Here is a 21,696-nt window from a genome sequence, read left to right on the forward strand (position 1 = left end):
AATCACTACCAATAGTACCATCGTACACTATCTATGGTCAATTAGTTCCTAAAGAAATTCAGGATATTTATCCAACCTTTACCTTTTGTTCTTATTTCTGTAAAGGGAGGCTCTATTAACTCTCTATTCGCAAGTATAGCCTCTGCATTATTCCTATAACATCGCTCGAAACCCTCGCCTAGCTCATCTCTCACTCTGGTATAAGCCACTTGAAGACGGAACCCTCGGCGCGTTATATGATGTGCATCAGAGGATACTGTATGGATGAGCCCTTCTTTGCAGAGCTGCCATGCCGCACGTTCGATCTGCTTGCCAAAACCGCCCAGTAGAGAGTGTGTTGTCACTTGTCCGTATGCGCCTGCGTCTACCATTTCTCTTAACTTTTCCGGTTTCTGTACGACTTCAGCATTACGCTCCGGATGAGCTATGATGGGACGAATCCCCATGATTGCGAATTCATGAATGTACTCTAACATTCTCTTGGGTACTGTCGATGAAGGCATTTCTAAGAGAATGAATTTAGACTCAGCTAACGTGCACAGCTCACCTGCGCTCCAAGCATCAAACATATCACTATGTACACGAACTTCCTGCCCTGTATATAACTGAAGGGGGATACCAGCGCTGGACAAAGATTCTCTTAATAGAGCTACCCGCTCGCGAATAGAGGCAGCATCGTTCATATACTTTCCATTAGCGTGGTGAGGAGTTGCTATTAACCCAGTAATGCCATCAGCAACTGCCGCCCTAGCCAAATCTAGTGACTCTTCTATATCTGCAGCGCCATCATCGATAGATGGCAATATATGTGTATGTATATCAATCATACCCAAATCTCCTTGTCATTCCCTTTTGTCAGTATACTATATCATGCGCAAAATAGGACTGTTTTCGACAATATCTTTAGAAGATTATCACATACAAAAAAACTGATCCTCTCACAGAATACTTCTGCGAAAGAATCAGTCCTCTTCGCTTGCGATCTTAGCGCGACTTTACGGCGATCCGGTTAAGCGCACGCTGCAATGCGAGCTCAGCGCGAAGTTGGTCGTACTCATCACGCTTGCCGTTTAGGCGTTGCTCTGCACGCTGCTTCGCTGATTCTGCGCGGGACAGATCGATGTCGCCCGGCAGCTCAGCGCTCTCAGCCAAGATAACCACTTTATCCTTACGGATCTCAAGGAACCCGCCGTTAACGGCGATTGTTTCTTCAGAGCGGTCTTTCTTGATCGTAACAGGAGCAATTCGCAAAGGCGTTACCATCGGAATGTGATTAGGCATAATACCCATCTCACCCTCGGAGCCTTTAACGATAATCATATTTACATCCTCCGCGTAAACTTTACGCTCAGGTGTTACAATTTCCAATAAAAAGGAGCTCATGATATTACCTCCCTAGCTATGAGCGATTAAACCTCTTGAGCAAGTTTTTCCGCTTTAGCAACCGCGTCTTCGATCGTTCCGACGTTATGGAATGCCGATTCTGGAAGGTGGTCGTACTTACCTTCAAGAATTTCTTTGAAGCTGCGTACCGTTTCTTTAACAGGAACGTACAAGCCCGGGATACCATTGAACGCTTCCGCAACGTGTAGTGGTTGCGCGAAGAACACTTGAATACGACGCGCACGGTGAACGATCAGCTTGTCTTCTTCAGACAATTCGTCCATACCGAGGATCGCGATGATATCCAGAAGCTCTTTATAACGTTGCAGAACTTTCTTAACGGTTTGCGCTACTTGGTAGTGCTCTTCGCCAAGAATTTCAGGTGTCAGGATACGGGAAGACGAAGCGAGTGGATCTACGGCCGGGAAGATACCCATTGCAGCGATGTTACGCTCAAGGTTAGTCGTTGCATCCAAGTGGGCAAACGCCGTTGCAGGAGCCGGATCCGTATAGTCATCGGCAGGAACGTAGATCGCTTGAATGGAAGTAACGGAACCCTTCTTCGTGGAAGTGATACGCTCTTGCAGTTGACCCATTTCAGTTGCCAATGTTGGTTGGTAACCTACTGCGGATGGCATACGGCCCAGCAAAGCGGATACTTCAGAACCAGCTTGCGTGAAGCGGAAGATGTTATCGACGAACAGAAGAACGTCTCTTCCTTCTTCATCACGGAAATACTCAGCCATTGTAAGACCTGTCAAAGCTACGCGAAGACGCGCACCCGGAGGCTCATTCATTTGACCGAATACCATCGCTGTCTTAGCGATAACGCCGGAGTCGCTCATCTCGTGGTAAAGGTCATTACCTTCACGAGTACGCTCACCAACGCCGGCGAATACGGAGATACCGCCGTGCTCTTGTGCGATGTTGTGGATAAGCTCTTGCATCGTTACGGTTTTACCTACGCCCGCACCGCCGAAGAGACCGATTTTACCACCCTTGGAGTAAGGAGCCATCAAGTCGATAACTTTGATCCCTGTTTCCAAGATTTCTTGTGAAGTCGACAATTCTTCAAACGGAGGTGCTTGACGGTGGATCGGGTTAGAGATCGTACGGTCAACGTCACCATTGTTATCGATTGGATCACCAAGTACGTTAAATACACGGCCAAGTGTTGCTGGTCCTACAGGTACTGTGATCGGTTTACCCAAATCCACAGCTTCTGTTCCTCTGACAAGACCGTCAGTGGAAGACATCGCAACGCAGCGAACCAGATTGTCGCCGAGGTGAGTTGCTACTTCAACCGTAAGGTTGATATCGCGCTCGCCTGCGTTTTGAGCCGCTCTTTCGATTTTTATCGCATTAAGAATCTCAGGCAATTGTCCGTTGTCGAACGCAATGTCGACTACCGGTCCTGTTACCTGGACTACACGCCCCTTGCTCATTCTTGTACCTCCTTCATGTTTTCCGGAGCTGCACCGCCGGAAGTGAAATGGCCGTTAAACCGATCACAACCAGCTGGTGCTTACTTCGGATGCATTAATGGTGAAGCTTATGCCTGTGCGTTAGCTCCGCCGACGATCTCTGCGATTTCTTGTGTGATTGCTGCCTGACGTGCACGGTTGTACGTCAACGTCAAGCCTGCTATCATCTTCGTCGCGTTCTTCGTTGCATTGCCCATCGCTGTCATACGTGCGCCGAACTCGCTCGCTTTACCTTCCAATACCGCGCTGTAAACAACCGTTTCCGCGTATTTCGGCAATAGAACGTCGAGTACCTTCTCAGGTGACGGCTCATATTCGTAACTTGCCTTCGCGCCTGTAAATTGAGACTGATCCAGTGGAAGCAGCTGCTTAATAACAGGAACTTGGGTAATTGCATTATAGAATTGGTTATACACCAGGTTTAGCTCGTCATATTTACCGCTTTCGAAGCCTTTAACAGCAGCTGCTGCCAACGACTTGATATCGGCAAACTTCGGTGAATCGGAAAGTCCCGTTACTTCATCAGCAAGGTTGATGTTTCGGCGTTTGAAGTAATCCCGGCCTTTACGTCCGATGACGAAAACGTCGTATTCAGCAGCAGACTTATGCTTCTCCTGAATCTCCGTCCATACTTTACGAAGCACGTTCGCATTGTATCCGCCCGCCAAACCGCGGTCCGACGTGACGACCAGGTAGGCCGTACGTTTGACTTCGCGGCTTTGCAGCATAGGATGCTTAATCGCGCCCCCGCCCGATGCAATGCTCGCTACGACTTCCTTGATCTTGTCGGTATATGGACGTGATGCTACAGCGGCATCTTGAGCTCTCTTGAGCTTGGCGGATGCAACCATTTCCATTGCCTTCGTGATCTGTTTCGTATTCTGCTTACTCTTGATCGAGCGCTTAATTTCGCGCATACCTTTAGCCATTCGTTGTCACCACCTTATTACCGGCCGTATGGGTGAAGCAAGCCTCACCCTAACCAGTTCTATTCCGCACAGTATTCAAACGGTATACGATAAGCAGCATACCGTTTGAATGATTAATGAAAGGTTTTAAACCGACACTGCAAAGCTGTTCTTGAACGATTTGATCGCTTCAACAAGCACTTTCTCATTGTCGGAAGTCAAATCTTTCGTATCGCGGATGGAAGCGAAAATTTCTGGTTTGTTAGCATCCACGTAAGCCAGAAGGCCAGCTTCGAAGCGGCGTACATCTTGAACCGGAATATCATCAACGTGTCCACGTGTAACCGTGTAAAGGGAAACGACCTGGCGCTCTACCGGCAATGGCGCATTAACGCCTTGCTTCAAGATTTCCAGTGTGCGCTCACCGCGGTTTAGACGGGATTGCGTTACTTTATCAAGATCAGATCCGAATGCTGCAAATGCTGCCAATTCGCGGTATTGAGCAAGGTCAGTTTTGAGCGTGCCCGCAACTTTCTTCATGGCTTTGATTTGAGCGGAGCTACCTACACGGGATACAGAGTTACCAACGTTAACCGCTGGACGCTGACCGGAGTAGAACAGGTCGGACTCTAGGAAGATTTGACCGTCCGTAATCGAAATTACGTTTGTCGGGATGTAAGCCGAGATATCGCCGGCTTGCGTCTCGATGAATGGCAAAGCAGTCAAGGAACCGCCGCCTAGCTCATCGTTCAGCTTAGCTGCGCGCTCAAGCAAACGGGAGTGAAGGTAGAATACGTCCCCTGGATAAGCCTCACGGCCCGGCGGACGGCGAAGCAGCAAGGAAAGCTCACGGTATGCTGCCGCTTGTTTAGAAAGGTCATCATAGATAACAAGTACGTGTTTGCCGTTGTACATGAAGTACTCGCCCATCGAGCAGCCTGTGTAAGGTGCAAGGTAAAGAAGTGGGGACGGCTCGGAAGCGCTCGCTGTTACGACGATTGTGTATTCCAAAGCGCCTTGTTGGCGAAGGGATTCAACAACGGTACGAACAGTGGATTGCTTTTGACCGATTGCAACGTAGATACAGATAACGCCGTTGCCTTTTTGGTTAACGATCGTGTCGATCGCGATTTGTGTTTTACCTGTTTGACGGTCGCCGATGATAAGCTCACGTTGACCGCGGCCGATTGGAATCATCGCATCGATTGCTTTGATACCTGTTTGCATCGGCTCGAATACCGATTTACGAGCCATTACGCCCGGTGCCGGAGATTCGATTGGACGTGCTGCAGTTGTGTTGATTGGTCCGTTGCCGTCAACCGGTTGGCCCAGTGCGTTTACTACGCGGCCAAGCAAAGCTTCGCCAACTGGAACTTCCATGATACGACCTGTTCTCTTCACTTGGTCGCCTTCGCGGATGCCTGTGTAAGGTCCCATGATAACGACACCGACGTTGCTCTCTTCAAGGTTAAGGGCCATACCCATAACGCCGTTCGAGAATTCGAGCAATTCGCCGGCCATAGCGTTCTCAAGGCCGTGCACACGTGCGATACCGTCACCGACTTGGATGACCGTACCGACATCAACGACTTGAATTTCGGATTTAAATTGTTCGATCTGTTGTTTAATCAGCGTGCTGATTTCATCAGGTCTGATACTCAATTCCGTTCACCCCTATCTACAATGCTTGAGTTTTCAAAGCTTTTTCAAGTCGAGCGAGCTTGCCGGAGAGGCTGCCGTCATACAAACGGTCGCCGATGCGCACTTGTACGCCGCCGAGCAGAGCTGGTTCAACGATTTGTTTTGCGATGATGCGTTTGCCAACCATTGTACCGAATTGCGCAGCCACTTTGGACAGCTCATCTGCGGACAAGGATTTAGCCGTATATATAGTAGCGTGTGCCTGACCGAGCGCATCGCCCGCTACTTTCGTATAAGCTTCGTACACTTCTGCGATCGCGTCATGACGGCCGCGGATAATGAGCAGCTCTACTGTATTCAGTACCATTACCGACACTTTGTCAGATAGCGCACCTTTAATAATGTCGATCTTCTTCGTCACTTCGACGTTTGGCAGACCAAGAAATTTGCGAATTTGCGCATCTCCGGTCAGGGCGTCAACGACGATTTTCAGCTGTTTCTCAACATCTGCAACCGCATTATTGCTTTGTGCAAGTTCAAACAGCGCTTTAGCGTAGCGTTTAGCTACGACGCTCTCGCGGCTCATTTGCTTCCAACCTCATTCAAGTATTGGTCAACAAGCTGCTCTTGCGATTTATCATCGATTTGTTTCTCGATGATTTTGGAAGCGATCATGACGGACATACCGCTAACTTGACTGCGGAGTGCAGAAATCGCTTTGTTTTTCTCGCTTTCGATATCTTTGACAGCGTCGTCCTTCAGGCGTGTAGCCTCGGATTTAGCAGCATGTACGATTTCATCTGCTTGCTTCGAGCTAGTTTGTTTCGCTTGCTCGATAATTTCATAAGCATCTTTACGTGCTTGTTGAAGGGTTTGCTTCTGCTCTTCATACTGTGCTTCGGCTTGTTTGCGGCTGTTCTCCGCGCTCTCAAGCTGTTCTTTCACGAACTGCTTGCGCTGTTCCATGATGGAGAATAGCGGACCGAAAGCGTAACGGCTAAGCAGCCAGTAAAGTATTCCGAAAGCAACCAGTTGGATGAAAAAATTGGACCATACGATATCCAACGTACGTCACTCCTTTCCGTAGATTAGCCGGCTTTCAATTGAAGCAGGCAAAAGGAAGGCGCGGAGGCTGATTGCACTCCCCGCCATAATGCATTAGTAATCTTACGATTTGCCCAAGAAGATGAACGCTAGTACTAGGGAAATAACTGGAAGTGCCTCTACAAGCGCTACCCCGATGAACATTGTAGTTTGAAGAGTACCGCGAAGTTCTGGTTGACGGGAAATACCTTCAACTGTACGACCTACGATCAAACCGTTACCGATACCTGCACCCAGTGCTCCAAGACCGAATACAATTGCTGCTGCAACTAATGCTAAAGCTCCCATTAGAGAAATCCTCCTTAAAATGTTTACATATAGTTTTATTGTTTCCTGCCAGTAGCAGGTTTGTTACTGTCTTAATGCTCTTCGTGAACGATCGCTTGCGACATGTAAACCATGGTCAACATGACGAATACGAAGGACTGAATTGCACCTACGAAAACACTGAAACCTTGCCACACGATCAGTGCAGGGATACCAAACCATCCCATGCCCATGATGACACCAATCATAACCTCACCCGCGAAAATGTTACCGTATAGACGAAGCGAAAGCGATAGCGGCTTAGCGACTTCTTTGATTACGTTAAGCGGGAAGAATGCTGCATAAGGTTCGAAGTAATGCTTGAGGTAATGCTTACGGTTGCGACGCAGGCCCTCGATGTGCGTGAGCACGATTACGATAGCCATTAGTGCGCCTGAAACCGCGACATCGGCAGTCGGTGATTTCCACCATGCGATGTGTGCTTCCTCTTCACCATGCAAGTTAAGATCCATGCCGAAGAATGTTGCTCCGTGATGCGCCTCGGTAATGATACCGAATGGAAGACCCAGCAAGTTGGCAACAAACAGGTACATGATCATAGCAATACCCAGCGTCAAGTACGGACGACCTTTCTTCAGGTCCATCGTTGTACCGATAATGTTCTGTACGAATTCGATCACCCATTCCAAGAAGTTCTGCATCTTGGTCGGATTGGTCACCGAAGCGTTGCGAACCGCCAGCTTTGCAATAATAAATACGATAATGCTGGTGATAACTATCATGATAATGGCAGCCAAATCAAATCGAATGCCACCCAGACTTACTTCAGGAAAAATATGATCCATTAGTTGTTTTCACCCCTTTCATCGGTGGATTGCCGTACGGCCGGATCTCTCTTGGCTTTAAATCCCAATATGAGTGTTGCCAATTGAGCAACAAATAATCCAGCTACTGTTCCATAGAGGCTAAACGAAAAGTACTTGGTTGCAATCACAACCGCTAACAAGGCAATACATGCGCGAGTCAGAAAACCGAGATTATGGCGTTTCTGAATACCCGCAGCCGATATAGCGCCGATCCGCTGTACTTTCCAAGAAAGATGGAAGGCGTTTGCAAGACTTGCCGCAGTTCCGAGAACAAGACCGCCGAAGAACGGTTTATATTCCGGAAGAAGGGCCCATCCAATAAAGCATAGAGACAAAAAAAAGAACGTAATACGCTTAACCGTTCGAAGGTGGCCGGACAAATCATCCATTATTTCGCTTTGCCCCCAGTAAACGCCTTGATCAGAATGATGGTGATGAAGACCGCGACAACAAAACCTAAAGCCATGCCAACAATGGAGCTGTACCCGGTGTCTTGCGCTTGATCGACCTTGAGTCCAATCCAGTAGCCCAGTCCAAGACAGGCGCCGATTGTACCGCCAACGGATCCGATCAGACCCATTGCGCGCCAAGGATTATCTCCGAAGCTGCCGTTATCCGTGTTGCGATTATTGTCGTTATGGGACGGATTCGTCATCCTAGAATCACTCCAAAACTCTTATTTATTTTAGCCAAGCGGGTTCACTTTTGTCAATTGATATAAATTCAAACATTTAGTGAACGGATGCCCGAAAACCCTTGATTTACCTGGGGTTTCCGGGTTTCCAAACCGTACAGTAGCACTGTATGCTGTTGCGTTGCTCGGAATGCAATCCTACTGATGTAAACTATGAACGTTGTGTGAACGACTCCGGACGCTTGTCCGCTTTTCCAAAATGATGCAGGATCGCCTGGACAATACGAACAGATGCTTGCCCATCGCCATAAGGATTGGCTGCTTGGCTCATTTTCTCATAGAGTTTCGTGTCGGATAGAAGCGCATGAGCACGCTCGTAAACAACCTCTTCGTCCGTGCCTACCAGCTCCAGTGTTCCTGCATCGATACCTTCCGGACGCTCGGTTGTATCACGTAGCACCAGCGTCGGAACGCCGAAGGATGGCGCTTCTTCCTGCAGACCGCCGGAATCCGTCATAATCATGTAGGTGTGCGGATAGAAGTTATGGAATTCAAACACGTCGAGCGGCTCGATTAGCTTAATACGCGGATGATTGCCAAGGATTTCATTCGCCGGCTCACGAACAGCTGGATTCAAATGCACCGCATAGACAATAACAACATCTTCGAATTCATCGGCAATTCGTTTCACCGCGCGGAAAATATTACGGTGAGGCTCGCCCAGCGCTTCGCGGCGATGAGCCGTCATTAGAATCATGCGCTTGCCAGCCGCCCATTCGATTACCGGATGCGTGAAGGATTTGTCTACCGTATATTGGAATACGTCTGTCGCCGTGTTGCCGGTTATGTAGATCGTAGACTCCGATTTGTTCTCTTTGCGCAGGTTGTCTGCCGCTCTGTCCGTTGGCGCGAAATGCACATCCGAGAGTACGCCTGCCAATTGACGGTTCATCTCTTCCGGATACGGAGACATCTTGTTCCACGTACGAAGACCTGCTTCTACATGTCCAACCTGAATCTGCTGTACAAAGGAAGCATAGCTGGCTAAGAAACAAGTCTGCGTATCGCCATGTACGAGTACGATATCCGGTTTCGCTTCACGCAGGATCGGCTCAAGGCCTTCCAGCACTTTGACGGTTGTTTCCGTCAGCGTCTGCCGATCTTTCATGACGTTCAGATCGTATTCCGGCTGGATTTTGAAGAAGTCGAGTACTTGATCGAGCATCTGGCGATGCTGCGCCGTCACGCAGACAACGGATTCAATTTGCTCTGGGTGCTTCTGCAGCTCCAGCACCAATGGCGCCATCTTAACCGCTTCCGGTCTGGTGCCAAAAATCGTCATAACCTTTATTTTAGCCAAAGTATGTCACTCCTAAATTTACTCGCAGCAGTTATTGCTCCGAAAGCAGTATTATTTGGTGCCAAACATACGGTCACCGGCATCGCCCAAACCCGGAACGATGTAGCCGTGATCATTAAGATGGCTGTCGAGCGAAGCTAAGAAAATATCAACTTCCGGATGCGCCTTCTGCACAGCCGCTACACCCTCCGGTGCCGCGATAAGGCACATTAGCTTAATTTGCGTACAGCCGCGGGTCTTCAGCGCTTGGATAGCCGCATTCGCCGATCCGCCAGTAGCGAGCATCGGATCAATCACAATTAACTGACGCTCCGTTGCATCAGACGGCAGGTTGACGTAATACTCCACCGGCTCAAGTGTTTCCGGATTACGGAACAGCCCGATGTGGCCGACTTTAGCCGAAGGAATCAACTTGAGCATCCCTTCCACCATGCCGAGCCCTGCGCGCAAAATCGGAATAAGCCCAACCATGCGTCCGGACACGACTTTGCTCGTCGCTTCTACGACAGGCGTTGTAACGGTAACCGTCTCAAGCGGTAGATCTCTTGTAATTTCATATGCCATCATGGTGGCGACTTCATCGACCAGTTCACGGAAATCTTTGGTCTTCGTATCTTTGTCGCGAATAAAGGTCAGCTTATGCTGGATAAGCGGATGGTCACAAATTGTGAGATTGCCCATAGGTCTATTCATCCTCCTGAAATGCTTCTTCAACTGACAATTATAACATTCGACGCATCAATGTGCTATGTGGGCCACGGAGTGCAAGAAACACATGCAAAGTATACCCGAAAGAAGCATGAATTACGTCAAAAGCATCTCAGTCTCAGCTGCCTCCGCCGCAGCTGCTTCCACAGGATGAACCGCTTCCCGAATCGCCGCCGCCGGAACAAGAATTGCCCCCGCCATCGAAGCCCCCTCCGTTACCGGAATCCCCGTTGCCGCCGTCATTAAAGTCAGATGTGCCACCGTCGTTGCCGCCGCTGCAGATAGGTCCGGTTCCGCCGCTATAGTCGCTGTTCGCATCACGCTGTTCCTGCGTTTGATTCTCATCCATCTGATTATGGAAGTTATCGCTCGGTCCGAATGAAGAGTAGAAAAACATCCCGGAGAGCAAGCCTGTCGTCATCATGTCGGAGGAGGAGTCTGATTGGCGGTTATGGACTGGCTGCTCTTTGGCTGAAGCGAACTGCCTCCCACGATCAATTAAGTAATCGATGGTTGCGTTCAAATCGCCAAACTGAGCTGCCGCCTTCTCGTTGAAGCGTTTGCTGCGCAGTTCATCCGGTGAGCCTGTCTCCAGCTCGTACATTAGCTCATGCGGCAATGGCGTCCGATAGAAGGCTCCCCACAGCTGTCCGCTTACCGGAACGGGCAGAAACAATTCTCCGTAAATCCAATCGAACCACGCGCGTTCTCCGGGTTCAGGCTTCGCCTCAGGACCATGCGGAGCATGATGGATCGTTCCCCCGCAAAATTGCTTGCAGAACTGCTCATACTCCCGAGTAAACATCAGCATTTCATGCCAAACCTCATCTACCCGCACACTGTACATCGGAACATTCCGAAGCATACCGCACATGAGAAAATAACGCTTCAGCTCAAACCACTGCCACTGCCATTCGCCCTCACGCATGCTTGGGGTACGCTTGAACACGCGGTCTTTCACGCGTGCCTCGAAGTCCGGCGACAGTGCGGCTTCAAGCCGCTCAGCAGCTGATCTTGCGGGATGCTGTTCGGGTACGCCGAGATATTCCGGAGGCTTGCGCATCGTCACGGCTGGTCGGCGAGCGCCGACCGAATTGAAACCACTAGGACGTGACTGCTGGGTACCTCGAGATTGAAAGAGCTTCAGCACAATAAACACTAAAATGATTATGAAAACAATCGTAAATAAACTCATACGCCGGAGGCTCACCGCCTTTGTTATAGATATATGGTTATCATATCATGCCGAAGCTGATGCACTGCTCATTTTTCGCTAAAATCAGGAAAAAGTTGCGGGAGCTATCGGGCATGAAAAAGGCTGCACCGCTTATTGCGATACAGCCATTCATTCTGGTGGAGAGACTAATTGGATTAACCGCGAAGCAGCAGACGGTTAAAGTAGTCGATTGTGTACTGAACGCCTTTGTCCCCAAGCTCCCCTGTCCACGTATGGGAATGAGGTTCGATGCTCAGCCCGCCTTGGTAGCCGACTCCATAAAGGATGGACATAAACGTGCCCCAATCGGTTTGATCCATGCCAGCCGGCGGATCGTCGAAGCGTTTACCGTCAATGATGACGGAGCCTTTGATGTGGATATGCTTGATGCGTGAGCCCCAGTTCACGATTTCTTTTAAATAATCTTGCCCTGCATAACGAGCATGGGACGGATCGTACTTGATGCCAAGCTCAGGCAAATGACCATGAATAAGCTTCCATGCCGCTTCGTCCACGATGTAATTGTTCCAGTGGCAGTTGTATGTCGCAATAGTAATGCCGCGCGTTTTGCCATATTCAATCAGAACGGTAAAGTAGTTAATCGCCGCCGTGATGTTATCGTAGTAGGAGAGCTCTTCAATATAGTTACAGCCGCCCACAAATACCGGACAGCCAAGCTCTTGGCATGCGTCGATCAGCGCCTGCGCCGCCTGCAACTCCTCTTCGTTGATACTGCCGTCTTTATTGATGCGATCAGGACCCCAGCGTCCGATGGAAGCAACCGCAACGCCAGTCCGCTCACTTGCGGCTTTCAGCTCTGGCACAAGGTTCGTGAAGGTAGAAGCCGGAATGTCCACATTGACGCAAAACTCTAAAAAGGCCAAGCCGAGATTAGCCGCATAATCGAAGCTTTCAGCACGATAATCTGCAATAATTCCAAGTTTCATATTCGGTTCGACTCCTTCGTCTTCATCCTTTTATGACACATCTCCGAAACGTTTCGGATTGACACGCACTACCACTATATATCCAGCGAGAAAGCGATTGCAACATAAATTTATCGACAAGCGGTAAGTGACCGGAGTGAGTGATTCGGATGGGCGGCGGTTCATTGCGGGAGAGCAGGCGGTGGATGGTCAGTGGGACGGCGGATGGCGGTGAGACGATGGGTGGCGGATGGTGGACGGCGGTGGCGGGATGGCGAGGCAGCTTGTTACTTTGGTAATCGCTAACGAATCGTGGTGGTCTTATTTGAGCGCAATCAGACCATAAAATTTTCTAACGAATCGTGGCGGCCTTATATGAGCGAATTGGGGCGGTATACGTCATTTTAAAACCAAATAAGACCTGTAGGGTTCGTTAGATTTTAAAATGGCGTGATTTGGGCGAAATAAGACCTCTACGGTTCGTTAGAGTTGAGAATTCGGTGGAATGAGTAGCGTAATACAGCTATATTACACGCCTGACCAAAGATTTCGGCTCCGCAGCATGCTGCGGAACGCAAAAAAAGGCGGCATAGGGAGGAACCCTCTGCCACCTTTTTTTTTGATTTTCCGCTTAGTAAGTCATGCCCGGGTAAAGCGGGTATTGCGACATAAGGTCGCTTACCATGCCGCGTGCTTTTTCCAGAACAGACTCGTCTTTTGGATTCTTAAGCGTCATTGCAATTACTTCTGCGATTGTAGCCATTGCGTCTACGCCCATGCCGCGCGAAGTCGCTGCAGGCGTACCGATACGGATACCGCTAGTGATGAATGGGCTTGTTGGATCGAACGGAATCGCGTTTTTGTTAACTGTGATTTGAACGGAATCGAGTACGTGCTCCGCATCTTTACCTGTGATGTTCAGGTTGCGAAGGTCGATCAGCATCAAGTGGTTGTCCGTACCGCCGGAAACGATGTTGATGCCTCTCTCGATCAAACCGTCAGCGAGCGCCTTAGCGTTGTCGACAACGTTCTTGCCGTATTCTTTGAACGAAGGCTGAAGCGCTTCGCCGAAAGCTACTGCTTTAGCCGCGATAATGTGCATCAGAGGTCCGCCTTGGGAACCCGGGAATACTGCTTTATCTATCGCTTGCGCCCATGCTTTGCGGCAAAGGATCATACCACCGCGAGGACCGCGAAGCGTTTTGTGCGTAGTTGTTGTTACAAAGTGAGCATGTGGAACCGGGCTCGGGTGCAAGCCTGCAGCTACAAGACCTGCGATATGCGCCATGTCAACGAAGAGCAATGCGCCTACGTCATTAGCAATGCGGCCAAGCTCTTCGAAATCGATGATGCGCGGGTAAGCCGATGCGCCTGCAACGATCATACGAGGACGGTGTTTGAACGCCAGTTTGCGTACTTCTGCATAGTCGATTGTAAATGTGTTCTCGTTAACGCCGTAAGCTACGAAGTTGTACAGAAGACCGGAAGCATTAACCGGGCTGCCGTGCGTCAAGTGACCGCCATGCGCCAGGTTCATACCAAGAACCGTGTCGCCAGGGTTTAGCGCCGCTAGGTAAACAGCCATGTTCGCTTGTGCGCCGGAGTGAGGCTGCACGTTCGCGTGCTCAGCACCGAACAATTCTTTGGCACGGTTGCGTGCGATATCTTCCGCGATATCGACATGCTCACAGCCGCCGTAGTAACGTTTGCCCGGGTAGCCTTCCGCGTATTTGTTCGTCAGCACCGTGCCCATTGCTTCCAATACCGCTTCAGAAACGATGTTCTCGGATGCGATCAGCTCGATGTTGTCGCGTTGGCGCTGCAGCTCAAGGCCAAGGGCTTTCATGATTTCGGGATCTTGTTTACGTAGGTTTTCCATGTTGATGAGTCCTCCTCAAGATAATAAGTATATTAGTCGCATGTGCCGGCATCCGTTGCCGGGCCTGCCGCTTCTCGCGTGTAAACCGCACGTTCCCCGCCAATTAGCTTCGGACGGGTATAAGCCATCGTCAAATGCGCGGATCCGATTGCTCGAATCGTTGGTCGCACCGGTACCGCAACACGCTTCAAATGCATGCCGATGAAGGTGTCGCCGATATCGATGCCCGCATGAGCTTGAACCGTCTCGGTCAGCACAGCATCCTGCAGCGTTTGGAACGCGTAGGCTGCCATCGAGCCGCCGGCTTTACGCACAGGGACCGCCGAAACGAGGTCCAGGCCGTATCGCTCAGCGGCTTCCCGTTCCATCACGAGCGCCCTGTTGAGATGTTCACAGCACTGATAAACGGGATAAAACTGCAATTCTTGCCGTACCTTCTCGACCCCCGCGTAGATCGCGGCTGCCGTTTCCAGCGTGCCTGATGTACCAATCCGTTCGCCGAGCACCTCGCTGGTGGACACGCCGATTACAAGCAGCTGTCCCTGACGAATGCCCGATGCGGCTGCCAGCTCGCGGACTACGGTTTCTACATCCTTGGTCAGCTGCGCCGAGTCCATGTTGCTTATTCCGTGGTCGCTCATCGCTGGATACGCCCCTTACTCGGATTTCGCCGCATCGGCGTATTGTGCTTCAAGCTTCATCACTTTGCTCACGCGGCCGATATGACGCTCGCCATTGGAGAACGGTGTCTCAAGCCAAATCCGGATAATCTCTTGGGCTACGCCCGGGCCAATGACGCGCTCGCCCATTGCCAGCACGTTGGTGTCGTTGTGCTCGCGGGTTGCTTTAGCCGAGAACATATCGTGCACCAGCGCGCAGCGAATGCCTTTGACTTTGTTAGCCGCGATGGACATGCCGATTCCCGTGCCGCAAATGAGAATGCCGCGTTCTGCCTTGCCTTGCGCTACAAGCTCAGCAACCGGAAGTGCATAATCCGGGTAGTCTACGGATTGATCGCAATCGCAGCCTACGTCCTCAATGTCGTGACCAAGCGATTTGATAAACGGAACTAGCTCATCTTTCAAGCGGTAGCCCGCGTGGTCTGCGCCGATGGCGATTTTCATATCCATTTTCCTCCCAATAAGACCGCACATGGCGGAAATTGTCGATTCACAATGGCATTAGTATACCTGATTTCGCCGAAAAAGACGAAAAAAGAGCAAGCATGCTTACGCACGCTGCTCTTTGCCCAGGCGACCGGCCGTATGATCCGATGCTCCACCGTGGTTTAACCCACTTTCGTCGCCAGTTACATCGGAAACCGTCTTTAATTGCTTTTATCATAACGGATTTTGGTGTCAAAATCAATCGTTGCCGGAAGAAACGGCGCTTGCCATCCTTTGGCAAAGGAAGAGGTGAACAGCAAGGAAAATACAACGATCCCTATACTTCTTAGCCGTTCAGGCGATCAAGAAGGCGGTTTAACGCGGCTTCGATTTGGGTCGCGCTCTGCTCATAAACAGCCAGCGAACCGCCGAAAGGATCCGCCACATCGAAACTTGGGATCTGCTGCTCCAGCTGAAGCAACCTTGACCGTTCCTGCGCCGTCATCGGCTGGCCAAGCGCTTGCTTGATCTGCCAGCTCGAATACAGCCCTTCCAGCTCCGCGATGTCAGCCAGTACGTTGGGATCCGTATTCACGAATTCGAGCAGCGTATGCGTCTTGTCCACGGCAGCCGGAAAATGCTGCAGCAGCTGCCTCTTATGGCTGGCGGTCATGGTCAAAATAAGATCAGCCCACGCAATCGAGCCGCCTTCCAGCGCTTTTGAAGTGCCGTTGTGCGCGATATCGCGTTTGGACAGCGCCGTACGTGCATGATTGGAAACAGGCAGTCCATCGATCGTGGACACGCCTGCGGAACGAATATCGAGCTGCATGCCCCTTTGCTGGGACATCGCCCGAAGCAGCGCTTCAGCCATTGGTGAACGGCAAGTATTGCCGGTGCACACGAATAGTATCCGTTTCACGATTGATACACTCCTTTTCGTAGGTGTGGGTTTGGTGATTGATCTATAGGTTATAAAATTGAAATTGTTTGTGATAAAAGATAAAGGGCATAGGTTGCTGGTCTGTTAAAACAGGAACAGCAATCCGAATGTGAATAAGATCACGCCGCCGCACGCTTCCCCGTAGCCGCCGAGACTTGTACCCACTTTACGGCCGAGCAGCAGCCCAAATACGGACATCATCCCGCCGGCAACGCCGAACAGCAGTACCGTCAGCAGCATGTCCGTATCGAACATGCCAAGAGAGATCCCGACGGAAAAAGAGTCGATGCTCACGCCGAGTGCGAACAACAGCATTCCCCACGAGCTTCGGTAATCGATCGACTCCACGGCATCGCCGCGCAGCGAGCTATAAATCATATGCCCGCCGAGGAGCAGCAGCAGCGCGCCGGCCGCAGTCGTCGCAACGCCACCAAGCAGCGTACTGACATATTTGCCCGTAAAGATGCCCATGAGCGGCATAATCGTGTGAAAAAGCGCAATGATCGCGCTAAGCTTTGCTATATCCATCAGCCGAATGCCTTTGAGCCCGATGCCGACACCCAGCGAAAAAGCATCCATCCCCAGTGCCATAGCGATAATCAGCAGCGTCAGCAATTGTCCGGCATGCATGCCCGCCTCAACCATTTCATCCTCTCCTTGTCCGCAACCTCTGAGTAAGCATATGCGGACAAGATGGGAAAGATGACCTGTGGAGACGGGGGAGCAGGACGCGCACGCGCTAGTTTTCGAGAGCAAGGGCGTGGTGGCGCTTGGTGCGCGGAGCGAGCAGGTTTGGTGCGAGCTAGTGCAGCGGTGCTTGGCGCGCGGCGAGCAGGTCTGGTGCGAGCTTGCGCTGCGGTGCTTGGCTCGCGGTGAGCAGGTCTGGTGCGAGCTAGCCCAGCGGCTTGGCGCGCGGCGAGCAGGTCTGGTGCGAGCTAGCCCAGCGGCTTGGCGCGCGGCGAGCAGGTCTGGTGCGAGCTAGCCCAGCGGCTTGGCGCGCGGCGAGCCAGGTTGCTGCGAGTTAGTCCAGCGGCGCTTGGCGCGCGGCCGGAAACCTTGTCGCTAGACGTGGACCACCGCGTGACCGGCCGCTTTGGATAAGCGATTCATGAGCGCGTGGCCGATACCCTGCTCCGAGCAGGTCTCGGCCCAAATGCGCTGTACGCCGCGGTTGTCGAACTCGCGCAGCGCGTTGTAGAGGCCGTGCGCAGCCGTTTCCAGCTGCGCCAGGCTGCCGACGACGAGCACGCAGTCGGCGTCGTACCGAGCAGCATGCTCGGCAAAGGCGAGCACGCCTGTGCGCTCGCCGCGAGCCCTCGCTGCGCCGACTTCCGCCTCAATATAGGCGGAGACGGCGTCAGCGTCGCCTTTGACCAAGTGCATCAGCCCCTGTGGGGCGTAATGCGCATATTTCATGCCCGGCGAACGCGGCGCATGCGTTTCCGCCGCGGGAGCTCCCGCCGCCGCAGGCGCAGAGGCGGCGGCTATGCCGGCGCCGGGCGCAGCCACGGCGTCGTAATCGACCCGTGCTGCAACCTCGCGCAGCGCTTCGGCCGTCACGCCGCCGGGGCGCAAAATGCGGACAAGATCGCCGTCAACCTCCACGACGGTCGATTCAAGTCCTACCCCAGCAGCTCCGCCGTCGACAATACCGTCGATTAGGCCGCTAAGGTCATCGCGCACATGAGAGGCCAGTGTCGGACTTGGCCGACCGGAGCGATTCGCGCTAGGTGCCGCCAGCGGGCAGCCAGACGCAGCAATAAGCTGCAGCGCCACAGGGTGAGCAGGCATCCGCACCGCGACTGTAGCAAGTCCCGCCGTTACCCGCGGCGATACAGCCCCCGGCTTCACCGGCAGCACAATCGTTAGCGGCCCCGGCCAGAAGCGATCCATGAGCCTCCCGGCAAGCATGGATGACTCTCCTTCCAGCGGAAGCGTCAGCTCTTCCAGCTGCTTGCGATCCGAGATATGAACGATTAGCGGATTGTCGGAAGGGCGTCCTTTTGCCTCAAAAATCCGTTCAACCGCCGCCGTGCTCCTCGCATCCGCACCTAGTCCGTAGACCGTTTCGGTCGGAAAAGCTACAGTCCCGCCTTCTCGCAGCAAGGCAGAAGCCTCGTCCAGTTCACTTTCGCGCGGGTGGTGGCTATCCACTTCCCACAGTAATGTTTTTCGTAGATGGATGGTCAATGTCGTATCCCCAGCTTCTGCTTTGTTTTGCCCCATTATACCATACGCCGCCTGGCACCATCCAAACGCCCTCCCCTATCCAATAAAAGCCCAATCGCGGAGTGCACGACTGAGCTTAGTGCATGATTAGCTGAAAAGGCTGCGGAAGAAGCTAATAATCGACTTGATGACTTCCCACAGAAAAAACTTCACTTCCGGCTGTTTGACTTCACCCGCTTGAACATTTTGATCAGAAGCTTTATCTTTGGCAGGCGCATCTGCTACAGCTGAGGTTGCTTGAGCGTTGTTGTCTGCTTTTGCACTCACGCTTGCCGTTGTAGCCACCGCCGGAGTTGACGCTTCCCCGCTTACCGCATCCACGAAGCAGAGGGGTGGAAACAGCACGCACCACCAGTTTTGTCCGGCACCGGCACCGAGCGTGATGCGAAGCGCTTCGTAATTACCGGCAGGATATACTTGAGTGCCATATATTTTAGTTGGAAACGGCACGTTGCCGAGTTCCGCTTTGAATCCATAGTGAAAACCGCGTGCGCTAAGTTTAGCAGCAATAATACCTTCGATATCGCTCATATGATTGCGGATGGTGTTGCGTGCTTCTTCGATCGTTTGCGGTCCAGCCACCCAGTTGTTCATTTCCGCTACGATGGCATCACGAACCTCGCGTTTCACCGCTTGATCGGACGCATGATCCGAATTCGCCAGAATGCGCAGACGGATAGATTCGGAAGGAATGCTGCCGCCGGCAATAGCCGCATCGGCACGTTGACTTTCCCAGCTCATAAGCAATACTGCAGCGATAAGAAGGACATACCCATAAATCGGACGATAAGGAAAACGGGAATAAGTGCGAATCATAACGACAAGCTCCTTTGTGGCACCCGTCGGTGCATCGGCTTGCGTTCCGGAACGATCATATCCCCATTATGTCCCTCGCGGCGGCTCTCTAAACCTATCAATCCACTTAAAAAGAGTTTCGTAGAGTAAAAGAAAAAAGCCTCTCAATGTGCGCCTCGACTAGTCGAAGCGGTGGTGCGGCTTTGTTAGCGGAATAGCCGCTAAAGAAGGTAGAAGTCGGCTGGTTTGGCTCGTTTTAGCGGTATATCCGCTTATTGCGAGGAGAGTGGGCGATTGCGTACCACTTTCGATGGGTTCGAGCAACTGTAAGCGGAATAGCCGCTAAAAAGAGTAGATATCAGCTAGTTTGACCGTATTTAGCGGTATATCCGCTTATTGCGAGGATAGTGGGCGATTGCATGCCACTTTAGATGGGTTCGAGCTACTGTAAGCGGAATAGCCTCTAAAGAGAGTAGAATACAGCTGGTTTGGCTCGTTTTAGCGGTATATCCGCTTATTGCGAGGATAGTGGGCGATTGCGTACCACTTTCGATGGGTTCGAGCAACTGTAAGCGGAATAGCCGCTAAAGAGAGTAGAATTCAGCTAGTTTGGCTCGTTTTAGCGGTATATCCGCTTATTGCGAGGATAGTGGGCGATTGCGTGCCACTTTCGATGGGTTCGAGCAACTGTAAGCGGAATAGCCGCTAAAGAGAGTAGATATCAGCTAGTTTGATTGTTTTTAGCGATATATCCGCTAATAAGCAAAGTTTCGTGGAGTTCGCGGCCACTCGGCTTCCACCCTAAGCTTAATCCGGTCAACAAAAAGCCTGAGAGTTCGATTTCCGAACTCTCAGGCTCTATTTCTCACTATTTCGCTGCTGAGAGTTTATTTTTCGCACTCTCAATTCACAATACACGCTGCATTACGCTGATTGTGATGGTGAGAGTGCGATTTTGGAACTCTCAGCAGCTTTTTGGTGCCATTTCACTGCTGAGAGTTTGATTTCTGCACTCTCAGCTCCCGATGCACGCTATATTCCGCTGATTGCGGTGCGGAGAGTTCCATTTCCGAACTTTCAACATCTTTTTAATGCCATTTCGCTGCTGAGAGTTTGATTTTCGCACTCTCAGCTCCTGGTAAGCAGTGATCGCTACTCCACTGCGAGCACATGGCGGTCAATCCCTGCATAGTCGGGGATGATGCGCACTTCGCGCCAAGCGCCGATGCCGCGGAGCAGGTCGGCGACGGCTTCGGCCTGACCCATGCCAAGCTCAAAGCCGACGATACGCGGCATCGAAGACAGCTGCAGCAGCTGCTCTGCCATGCGCCGATACGGCGTCAGGCCGTCATCGCCGCCATCGAGGGCGAGGCGCGGCTCGTGGTCGCGCACTTCCGGCTGCAAGCCGGCAATATCCCCCGCCGGAATATACGGCGGGTTTGAAACCAGCACGTCGATGCGCAGGCCGGCTACGCTGCCGAGCGCATCGTTGCGCTCCCCGGGCCGCGGCTGCGCGAACGGCCCGAGCAGGTCGCCCTGCACGAACGTCATGCGCGCCGCTGCGCCATGGCGCTCCGCGTTCGTGCGGGCAACAGCCAGCGCGTCCGGCGACAAATCGGACGCACATACGCGCCACTGCGGACGCAGCGTGGCCAGCGTCACGCCAATGGCGCCACTACCGGTGCCGACATCAACCACCGTCAGCCCCGTATAGCCTCGATGCGCAGCGCCGACACTCGACCTACTCGCTTCTGCGTCTTCACCTAGCGCTTCGCCCACTGCCCCCGGCCACAGCTTATCCGCTGCTTCCAGCACAGCTTCAACGAGCAGCTCCGTCTCGGGGCGCGGGATGAGCACCGCTGGTGTGACCTCATAAGGCAAGCCATAAAACCACTGCTCGCCGATCAAATACTGCACCGGTTCGCCGGCTGCTTTGCGGGCAAGCAGCGTTTCCCACTCAGCGGTGTGCTGCTGCGGAAAAGGGTCTCGCCAATCGCGGATCAGCGCGGCCCGTTCCATTCCGAGCACATGCAGCAGCAGCAGCTCCGCGTTATTGCGAGGTTCGCTGATACCGCGTGCTTCAAGCATCTTCGTCGCACTTACACAGACTTCCCCGATCGTAAGCAGCTCCCCGCCTCCAGCCAGACCATTTACCTCCACAACAAACACTCCCTATTCTCAAACTCAGACCCCGTCTGCACGCTGCGACTTCTAATCACTCTGCATCCTACAGGTTTCAACCATCCC

The 21,696-nt window shown here is 52.1% G+C and carries 23 protein-coding genes and 1 riboswitch; all 23 genes read right to left on the bottom strand.

Translation table 11 applies throughout. From position 1 onward, the window contains the following. Window positions 1–41 precede the first annotated feature (41 nt). Window positions 42–827 (bottom strand): tyrosine-protein phosphatase, encoded by a 786-nt coding sequence (locus tag AC50Y3_RS14090; protein ID WP_494819362.1) that lies wholly within the window; start codon window positions 825–827, stop codon window positions 42–44. A gap of 157 nt (window positions 828–984) precedes the next feature. Continuing rightward, window positions 985–1,383, bottom strand: a complete 399-nt coding sequence (locus AC50Y3_RS14095) for a F0F1 ATP synthase subunit epsilon (protein ID WP_494819363.1) — start codon at window positions 1,381–1,383, stop codon at window positions 985–987. 26 nt (window positions 1,384–1,409) lie between these two features. Next, window positions 1,410–2,828 carry a F0F1 ATP synthase subunit beta gene (gene atpD / locus AC50Y3_RS14100; RefSeq protein WP_494819364.1) on the bottom strand — a complete coding sequence of 473 codons (1,419 nt, stop codon included), beginning with the start codon at window positions 2,826–2,828 and terminating at the stop codon, window positions 1,410–1,412. A 107-nt stretch (window positions 2,829–2,935) separates the two neighbouring features. Further along, the gene (atpG, locus tag AC50Y3_RS14105) at window positions 2,936–3,796 is read right to left on the bottom strand and encodes an ATP synthase F1 subunit gamma (RefSeq protein WP_494819365.1); all 861 of its coding nucleotides are present in this window, start codon (window positions 3,794–3,796) and stop codon (window positions 2,936–2,938) included. 126 nt (window positions 3,797–3,922) lie between these two features. Next, the gene (gene atpA, locus AC50Y3_RS14110; RefSeq protein WP_494819366.1) at window positions 3,923–5,437 is read right to left on the bottom strand and encodes a F0F1 ATP synthase subunit alpha; all 1,515 of its coding nucleotides are present in this window, start codon (window positions 5,435–5,437) and stop codon (window positions 3,923–3,925) included. Between the two features lie 16 nt (window positions 5,438–5,453). Then, complete coding sequence (locus AC50Y3_RS14115) at window positions 5,454–6,002, bottom strand: F0F1 ATP synthase subunit delta (RefSeq protein ID WP_494819367.1); 549 nt, start codon at window positions 6,000–6,002, stop codon at window positions 5,454–5,456. Next, window positions 5,999–6,481 (bottom strand): F0F1 ATP synthase subunit B, encoded by a 483-nt coding sequence (atpF, locus tag AC50Y3_RS14120; RefSeq protein ID WP_494819368.1) that lies wholly within the window; start codon window positions 6,479–6,481, stop codon window positions 5,999–6,001. Before atpF ends, AC50Y3_RS14115 begins: the two co-directional genes overlap by 4 nt. A 102-nt stretch (window positions 6,482–6,583) precedes the next feature. Beyond that, complete coding sequence (gene atpE / locus AC50Y3_RS14125; RefSeq protein ID WP_494819369.1) at window positions 6,584–6,808, bottom strand: F0F1 ATP synthase subunit C; 225 nt, start codon at window positions 6,806–6,808, stop codon at window positions 6,584–6,586. A gap of 71 nt (window positions 6,809–6,879) precedes the next feature. Then, complete coding sequence (gene atpB, locus AC50Y3_RS14130) at window positions 6,880–7,632, bottom strand: F0F1 ATP synthase subunit A (RefSeq protein ID WP_494819370.1); 753 nt, start codon at window positions 7,630–7,632, stop codon at window positions 6,880–6,882. Beyond that, entirely contained in the window at window positions 7,632–8,042 is a 411-nt protein-coding gene (locus AC50Y3_RS14135) for an ATP synthase subunit I (protein WP_494819371.1), read from the bottom strand. Before AC50Y3_RS14135 ends, atpB begins: the two co-directional genes overlap by 1 nt. Beyond that, window positions 8,042–8,308 carry an AtpZ/AtpI family protein gene (locus AC50Y3_RS14140; RefSeq protein WP_494819372.1) on the bottom strand — a complete coding sequence of 89 codons (267 nt, stop codon included), beginning with the start codon at window positions 8,306–8,308 and terminating at the stop codon, window positions 8,042–8,044. Before AC50Y3_RS14140 ends, AC50Y3_RS14135 begins: the two co-directional genes overlap by 1 nt. Before the next feature lie 190 nt (window positions 8,309–8,498). After that, window positions 8,499–9,647 (bottom strand): non-hydrolyzing UDP-N-acetylglucosamine 2-epimerase, encoded by a 1,149-nt coding sequence (gene wecB, locus AC50Y3_RS14145; RefSeq protein ID WP_494819373.1) that lies wholly within the window; start codon window positions 9,645–9,647, stop codon window positions 8,499–8,501. 51 nt (window positions 9,648–9,698) lie between these two features. Continuing rightward, entirely contained in the window at window positions 9,699–10,328 is a 630-nt protein-coding gene (upp, locus tag AC50Y3_RS14150; protein ID WP_494819374.1) for a uracil phosphoribosyltransferase, read from the bottom strand. 145 nt (window positions 10,329–10,473) lie between these two features. Beyond that, window positions 10,474–11,550 (bottom strand): UCP032817 domain-containing protein, encoded by a 1,077-nt coding sequence (locus tag AC50Y3_RS14155; RefSeq protein ID WP_494819375.1) that lies wholly within the window; start codon window positions 11,548–11,550, stop codon window positions 10,474–10,476. 176 nt (window positions 11,551–11,726) lie between these two features. Further along, entirely contained in the window at window positions 11,727–12,518 is a 792-nt protein-coding gene (locus tag AC50Y3_RS14160; RefSeq protein ID WP_494819376.1) for a sugar phosphate isomerase/epimerase family protein, read from the bottom strand. A 610-nt stretch (window positions 12,519–13,128) separates the two neighbouring features. After that, complete coding sequence (glyA, locus tag AC50Y3_RS14165; protein WP_494819377.1) at window positions 13,129–14,376, bottom strand: serine hydroxymethyltransferase; 1,248 nt, start codon at window positions 14,374–14,376, stop codon at window positions 13,129–13,131. A 32-nt stretch (window positions 14,377–14,408) separates the two neighbouring features. Next, window positions 14,409–15,017, bottom strand: a complete 609-nt coding sequence (locus tag AC50Y3_RS14170) for a TIGR01440 family protein (RefSeq protein ID WP_494819378.1) — start codon at window positions 15,015–15,017, stop codon at window positions 14,409–14,411. Window positions 15,018–15,032: 15 nt separating this feature from the next. Next, window positions 15,033–15,500, bottom strand: a complete 468-nt coding sequence (gene rpiB / locus AC50Y3_RS14175) for a ribose 5-phosphate isomerase B (RefSeq protein WP_494819379.1) — start codon at window positions 15,498–15,500, stop codon at window positions 15,033–15,035. Window positions 15,501–15,616: 116 nt separating this feature from the next. Beyond that, window positions 15,617–15,699, bottom strand: a riboswitch (ZMP/ZTP riboswitch). Window positions 15,700–15,828: 129 nt separating this feature from the next. Next, window positions 15,829–16,404 carry a low molecular weight protein arginine phosphatase gene (locus tag AC50Y3_RS14180; RefSeq protein WP_494819380.1) on the bottom strand — a complete coding sequence of 192 codons (576 nt, stop codon included), beginning with the start codon at window positions 16,402–16,404 and terminating at the stop codon, window positions 15,829–15,831. A 105-nt stretch (window positions 16,405–16,509) separates the two neighbouring features. Beyond that, on the bottom strand, window positions 16,510–17,070 hold the full coding sequence (locus tag AC50Y3_RS14185) for a manganese efflux pump MntP (protein ID WP_494819381.1): 561 nt from the start codon (window positions 17,068–17,070) through the stop codon (window positions 16,510–16,512). Between the two features lie 417 nt (window positions 17,071–17,487). Further along, entirely contained in the window at window positions 17,488–18,651 is a 1,164-nt protein-coding gene (locus AC50Y3_RS14190; protein WP_494819382.1) for an L-threonylcarbamoyladenylate synthase, read from the bottom strand. Window positions 18,652–18,741: 90 nt separating this feature from the next. Next, a complete protein-coding gene (gene spoIIR, locus AC50Y3_RS14195) occupies window positions 18,742–19,470 on the bottom strand; it encodes a stage II sporulation protein R (RefSeq protein WP_494819383.1) in 729 nt (242 codons plus the stop codon). Between the two features lie 1,131 nt (window positions 19,471–20,601). After that, a complete protein-coding gene (gene prmC, locus AC50Y3_RS14200; RefSeq protein WP_494819384.1) occupies window positions 20,602–21,618 on the bottom strand; it encodes a peptide chain release factor N(5)-glutamine methyltransferase in 1,017 nt (338 codons plus the stop codon). Window positions 21,619–21,696 lie beyond the last annotated feature (78 nt).

This window comes from Paenibacillus sp. J22R98 (assembly GCF_059383835.1).

Excerpts from the sequence above, each read along its gene's own strand:
- AC50Y3_RS14090 (WP_494819362.1), bottom strand. The coding sequence starts at position 827 with ATGATTGATATACATACACATATATTGCCATCTATCGATGATGGCGCT.
- AC50Y3_RS14095 (WP_494819363.1), bottom strand. The coding sequence starts at position 1,383 with ATGAGCTCCTTTTTATTGGAAATTGTAACACCTGAGCGTAAAGTTTAC.
- atpD (WP_494819364.1), bottom strand. The coding sequence starts at position 2,828 with ATGAGCAAGGGGCGTGTAGTCCAGGTAACAGGACCGGTAGTCGACATT.
- atpG (WP_494819365.1), bottom strand. The coding sequence starts at position 3,796 with ATGGCTAAAGGTATGCGCGAAATTAAGCGCTCGATCAAGAGTAAGCAG.
- AC50Y3_RS14115 (WP_494819367.1), bottom strand. The coding sequence starts at position 6,002 with ATGAGCCGCGAGAGCGTCGTAGCTAAACGCTACGCTAAAGCGCTGTTT.
- atpE (WP_494819369.1), bottom strand. The coding sequence starts at position 6,808 with ATGGGAGCTTTAGCATTAGTTGCAGCAGCAATTGTATTCGGTCTTGGA.
- atpB (WP_494819370.1), bottom strand. The coding sequence starts at position 7,632 with ATGGATCATATTTTTCCTGAAGTAAGTCTGGGTGGCATTCGATTTGAT.
- AC50Y3_RS14135 (WP_494819371.1), bottom strand. The coding sequence starts at position 8,042 with ATGGATGATTTGTCCGGCCACCTTCGAACGGTTAAGCGTATTACGTTC.
- AC50Y3_RS14140 (WP_494819372.1), bottom strand. The coding sequence starts at position 8,308 with ATGACGAATCCGTCCCATAACGACAATAATCGCAACACGGATAACGGC.
- upp (WP_494819374.1), bottom strand. The coding sequence starts at position 10,328 with ATGGGCAATCTCACAATTTGTGACCATCCGCTTATCCAGCATAAGCTG.
- AC50Y3_RS14155 (WP_494819375.1), bottom strand. The coding sequence starts at position 11,550 with ATGAGTTTATTTACGATTGTTTTCATAATCATTTTAGTGTTTATTGTG.
- AC50Y3_RS14160 (WP_494819376.1), bottom strand. The coding sequence starts at position 12,518 with ATGAAACTTGGAATTATTGCAGATTATCGTGCTGAAAGCTTCGATTAT.
- glyA (WP_494819377.1), bottom strand. The coding sequence starts at position 14,376 with ATGGAAAACCTACGTAAACAAGATCCCGAAATCATGAAAGCCCTTGGC.
- AC50Y3_RS14170 (WP_494819378.1), bottom strand. The coding sequence starts at position 15,017 with ATGAGCGACCACGGAATAAGCAACATGGACTCGGCGCAGCTGACCAAG.
- rpiB (WP_494819379.1), bottom strand. The coding sequence starts at position 15,500 with ATGAAAATCGCCATCGGCGCAGACCACGCGGGCTACCGCTTGAAAGAT.
- AC50Y3_RS14185 (WP_494819381.1), bottom strand. The coding sequence starts at position 17,070 with ATGGTTGAGGCGGGCATGCATGCCGGACAATTGCTGACGCTGCTGATT.
- AC50Y3_RS14190 (WP_494819382.1), bottom strand. The coding sequence starts at position 18,651 with ATGGGGCAAAACAAAGCAGAAGCTGGGGATACGACATTGACCATCCAT.
- spoIIR (WP_494819383.1), bottom strand. The coding sequence starts at position 19,470 with ATGATTCGCACTTATTCCCGTTTTCCTTATCGTCCGATTTATGGGTAT.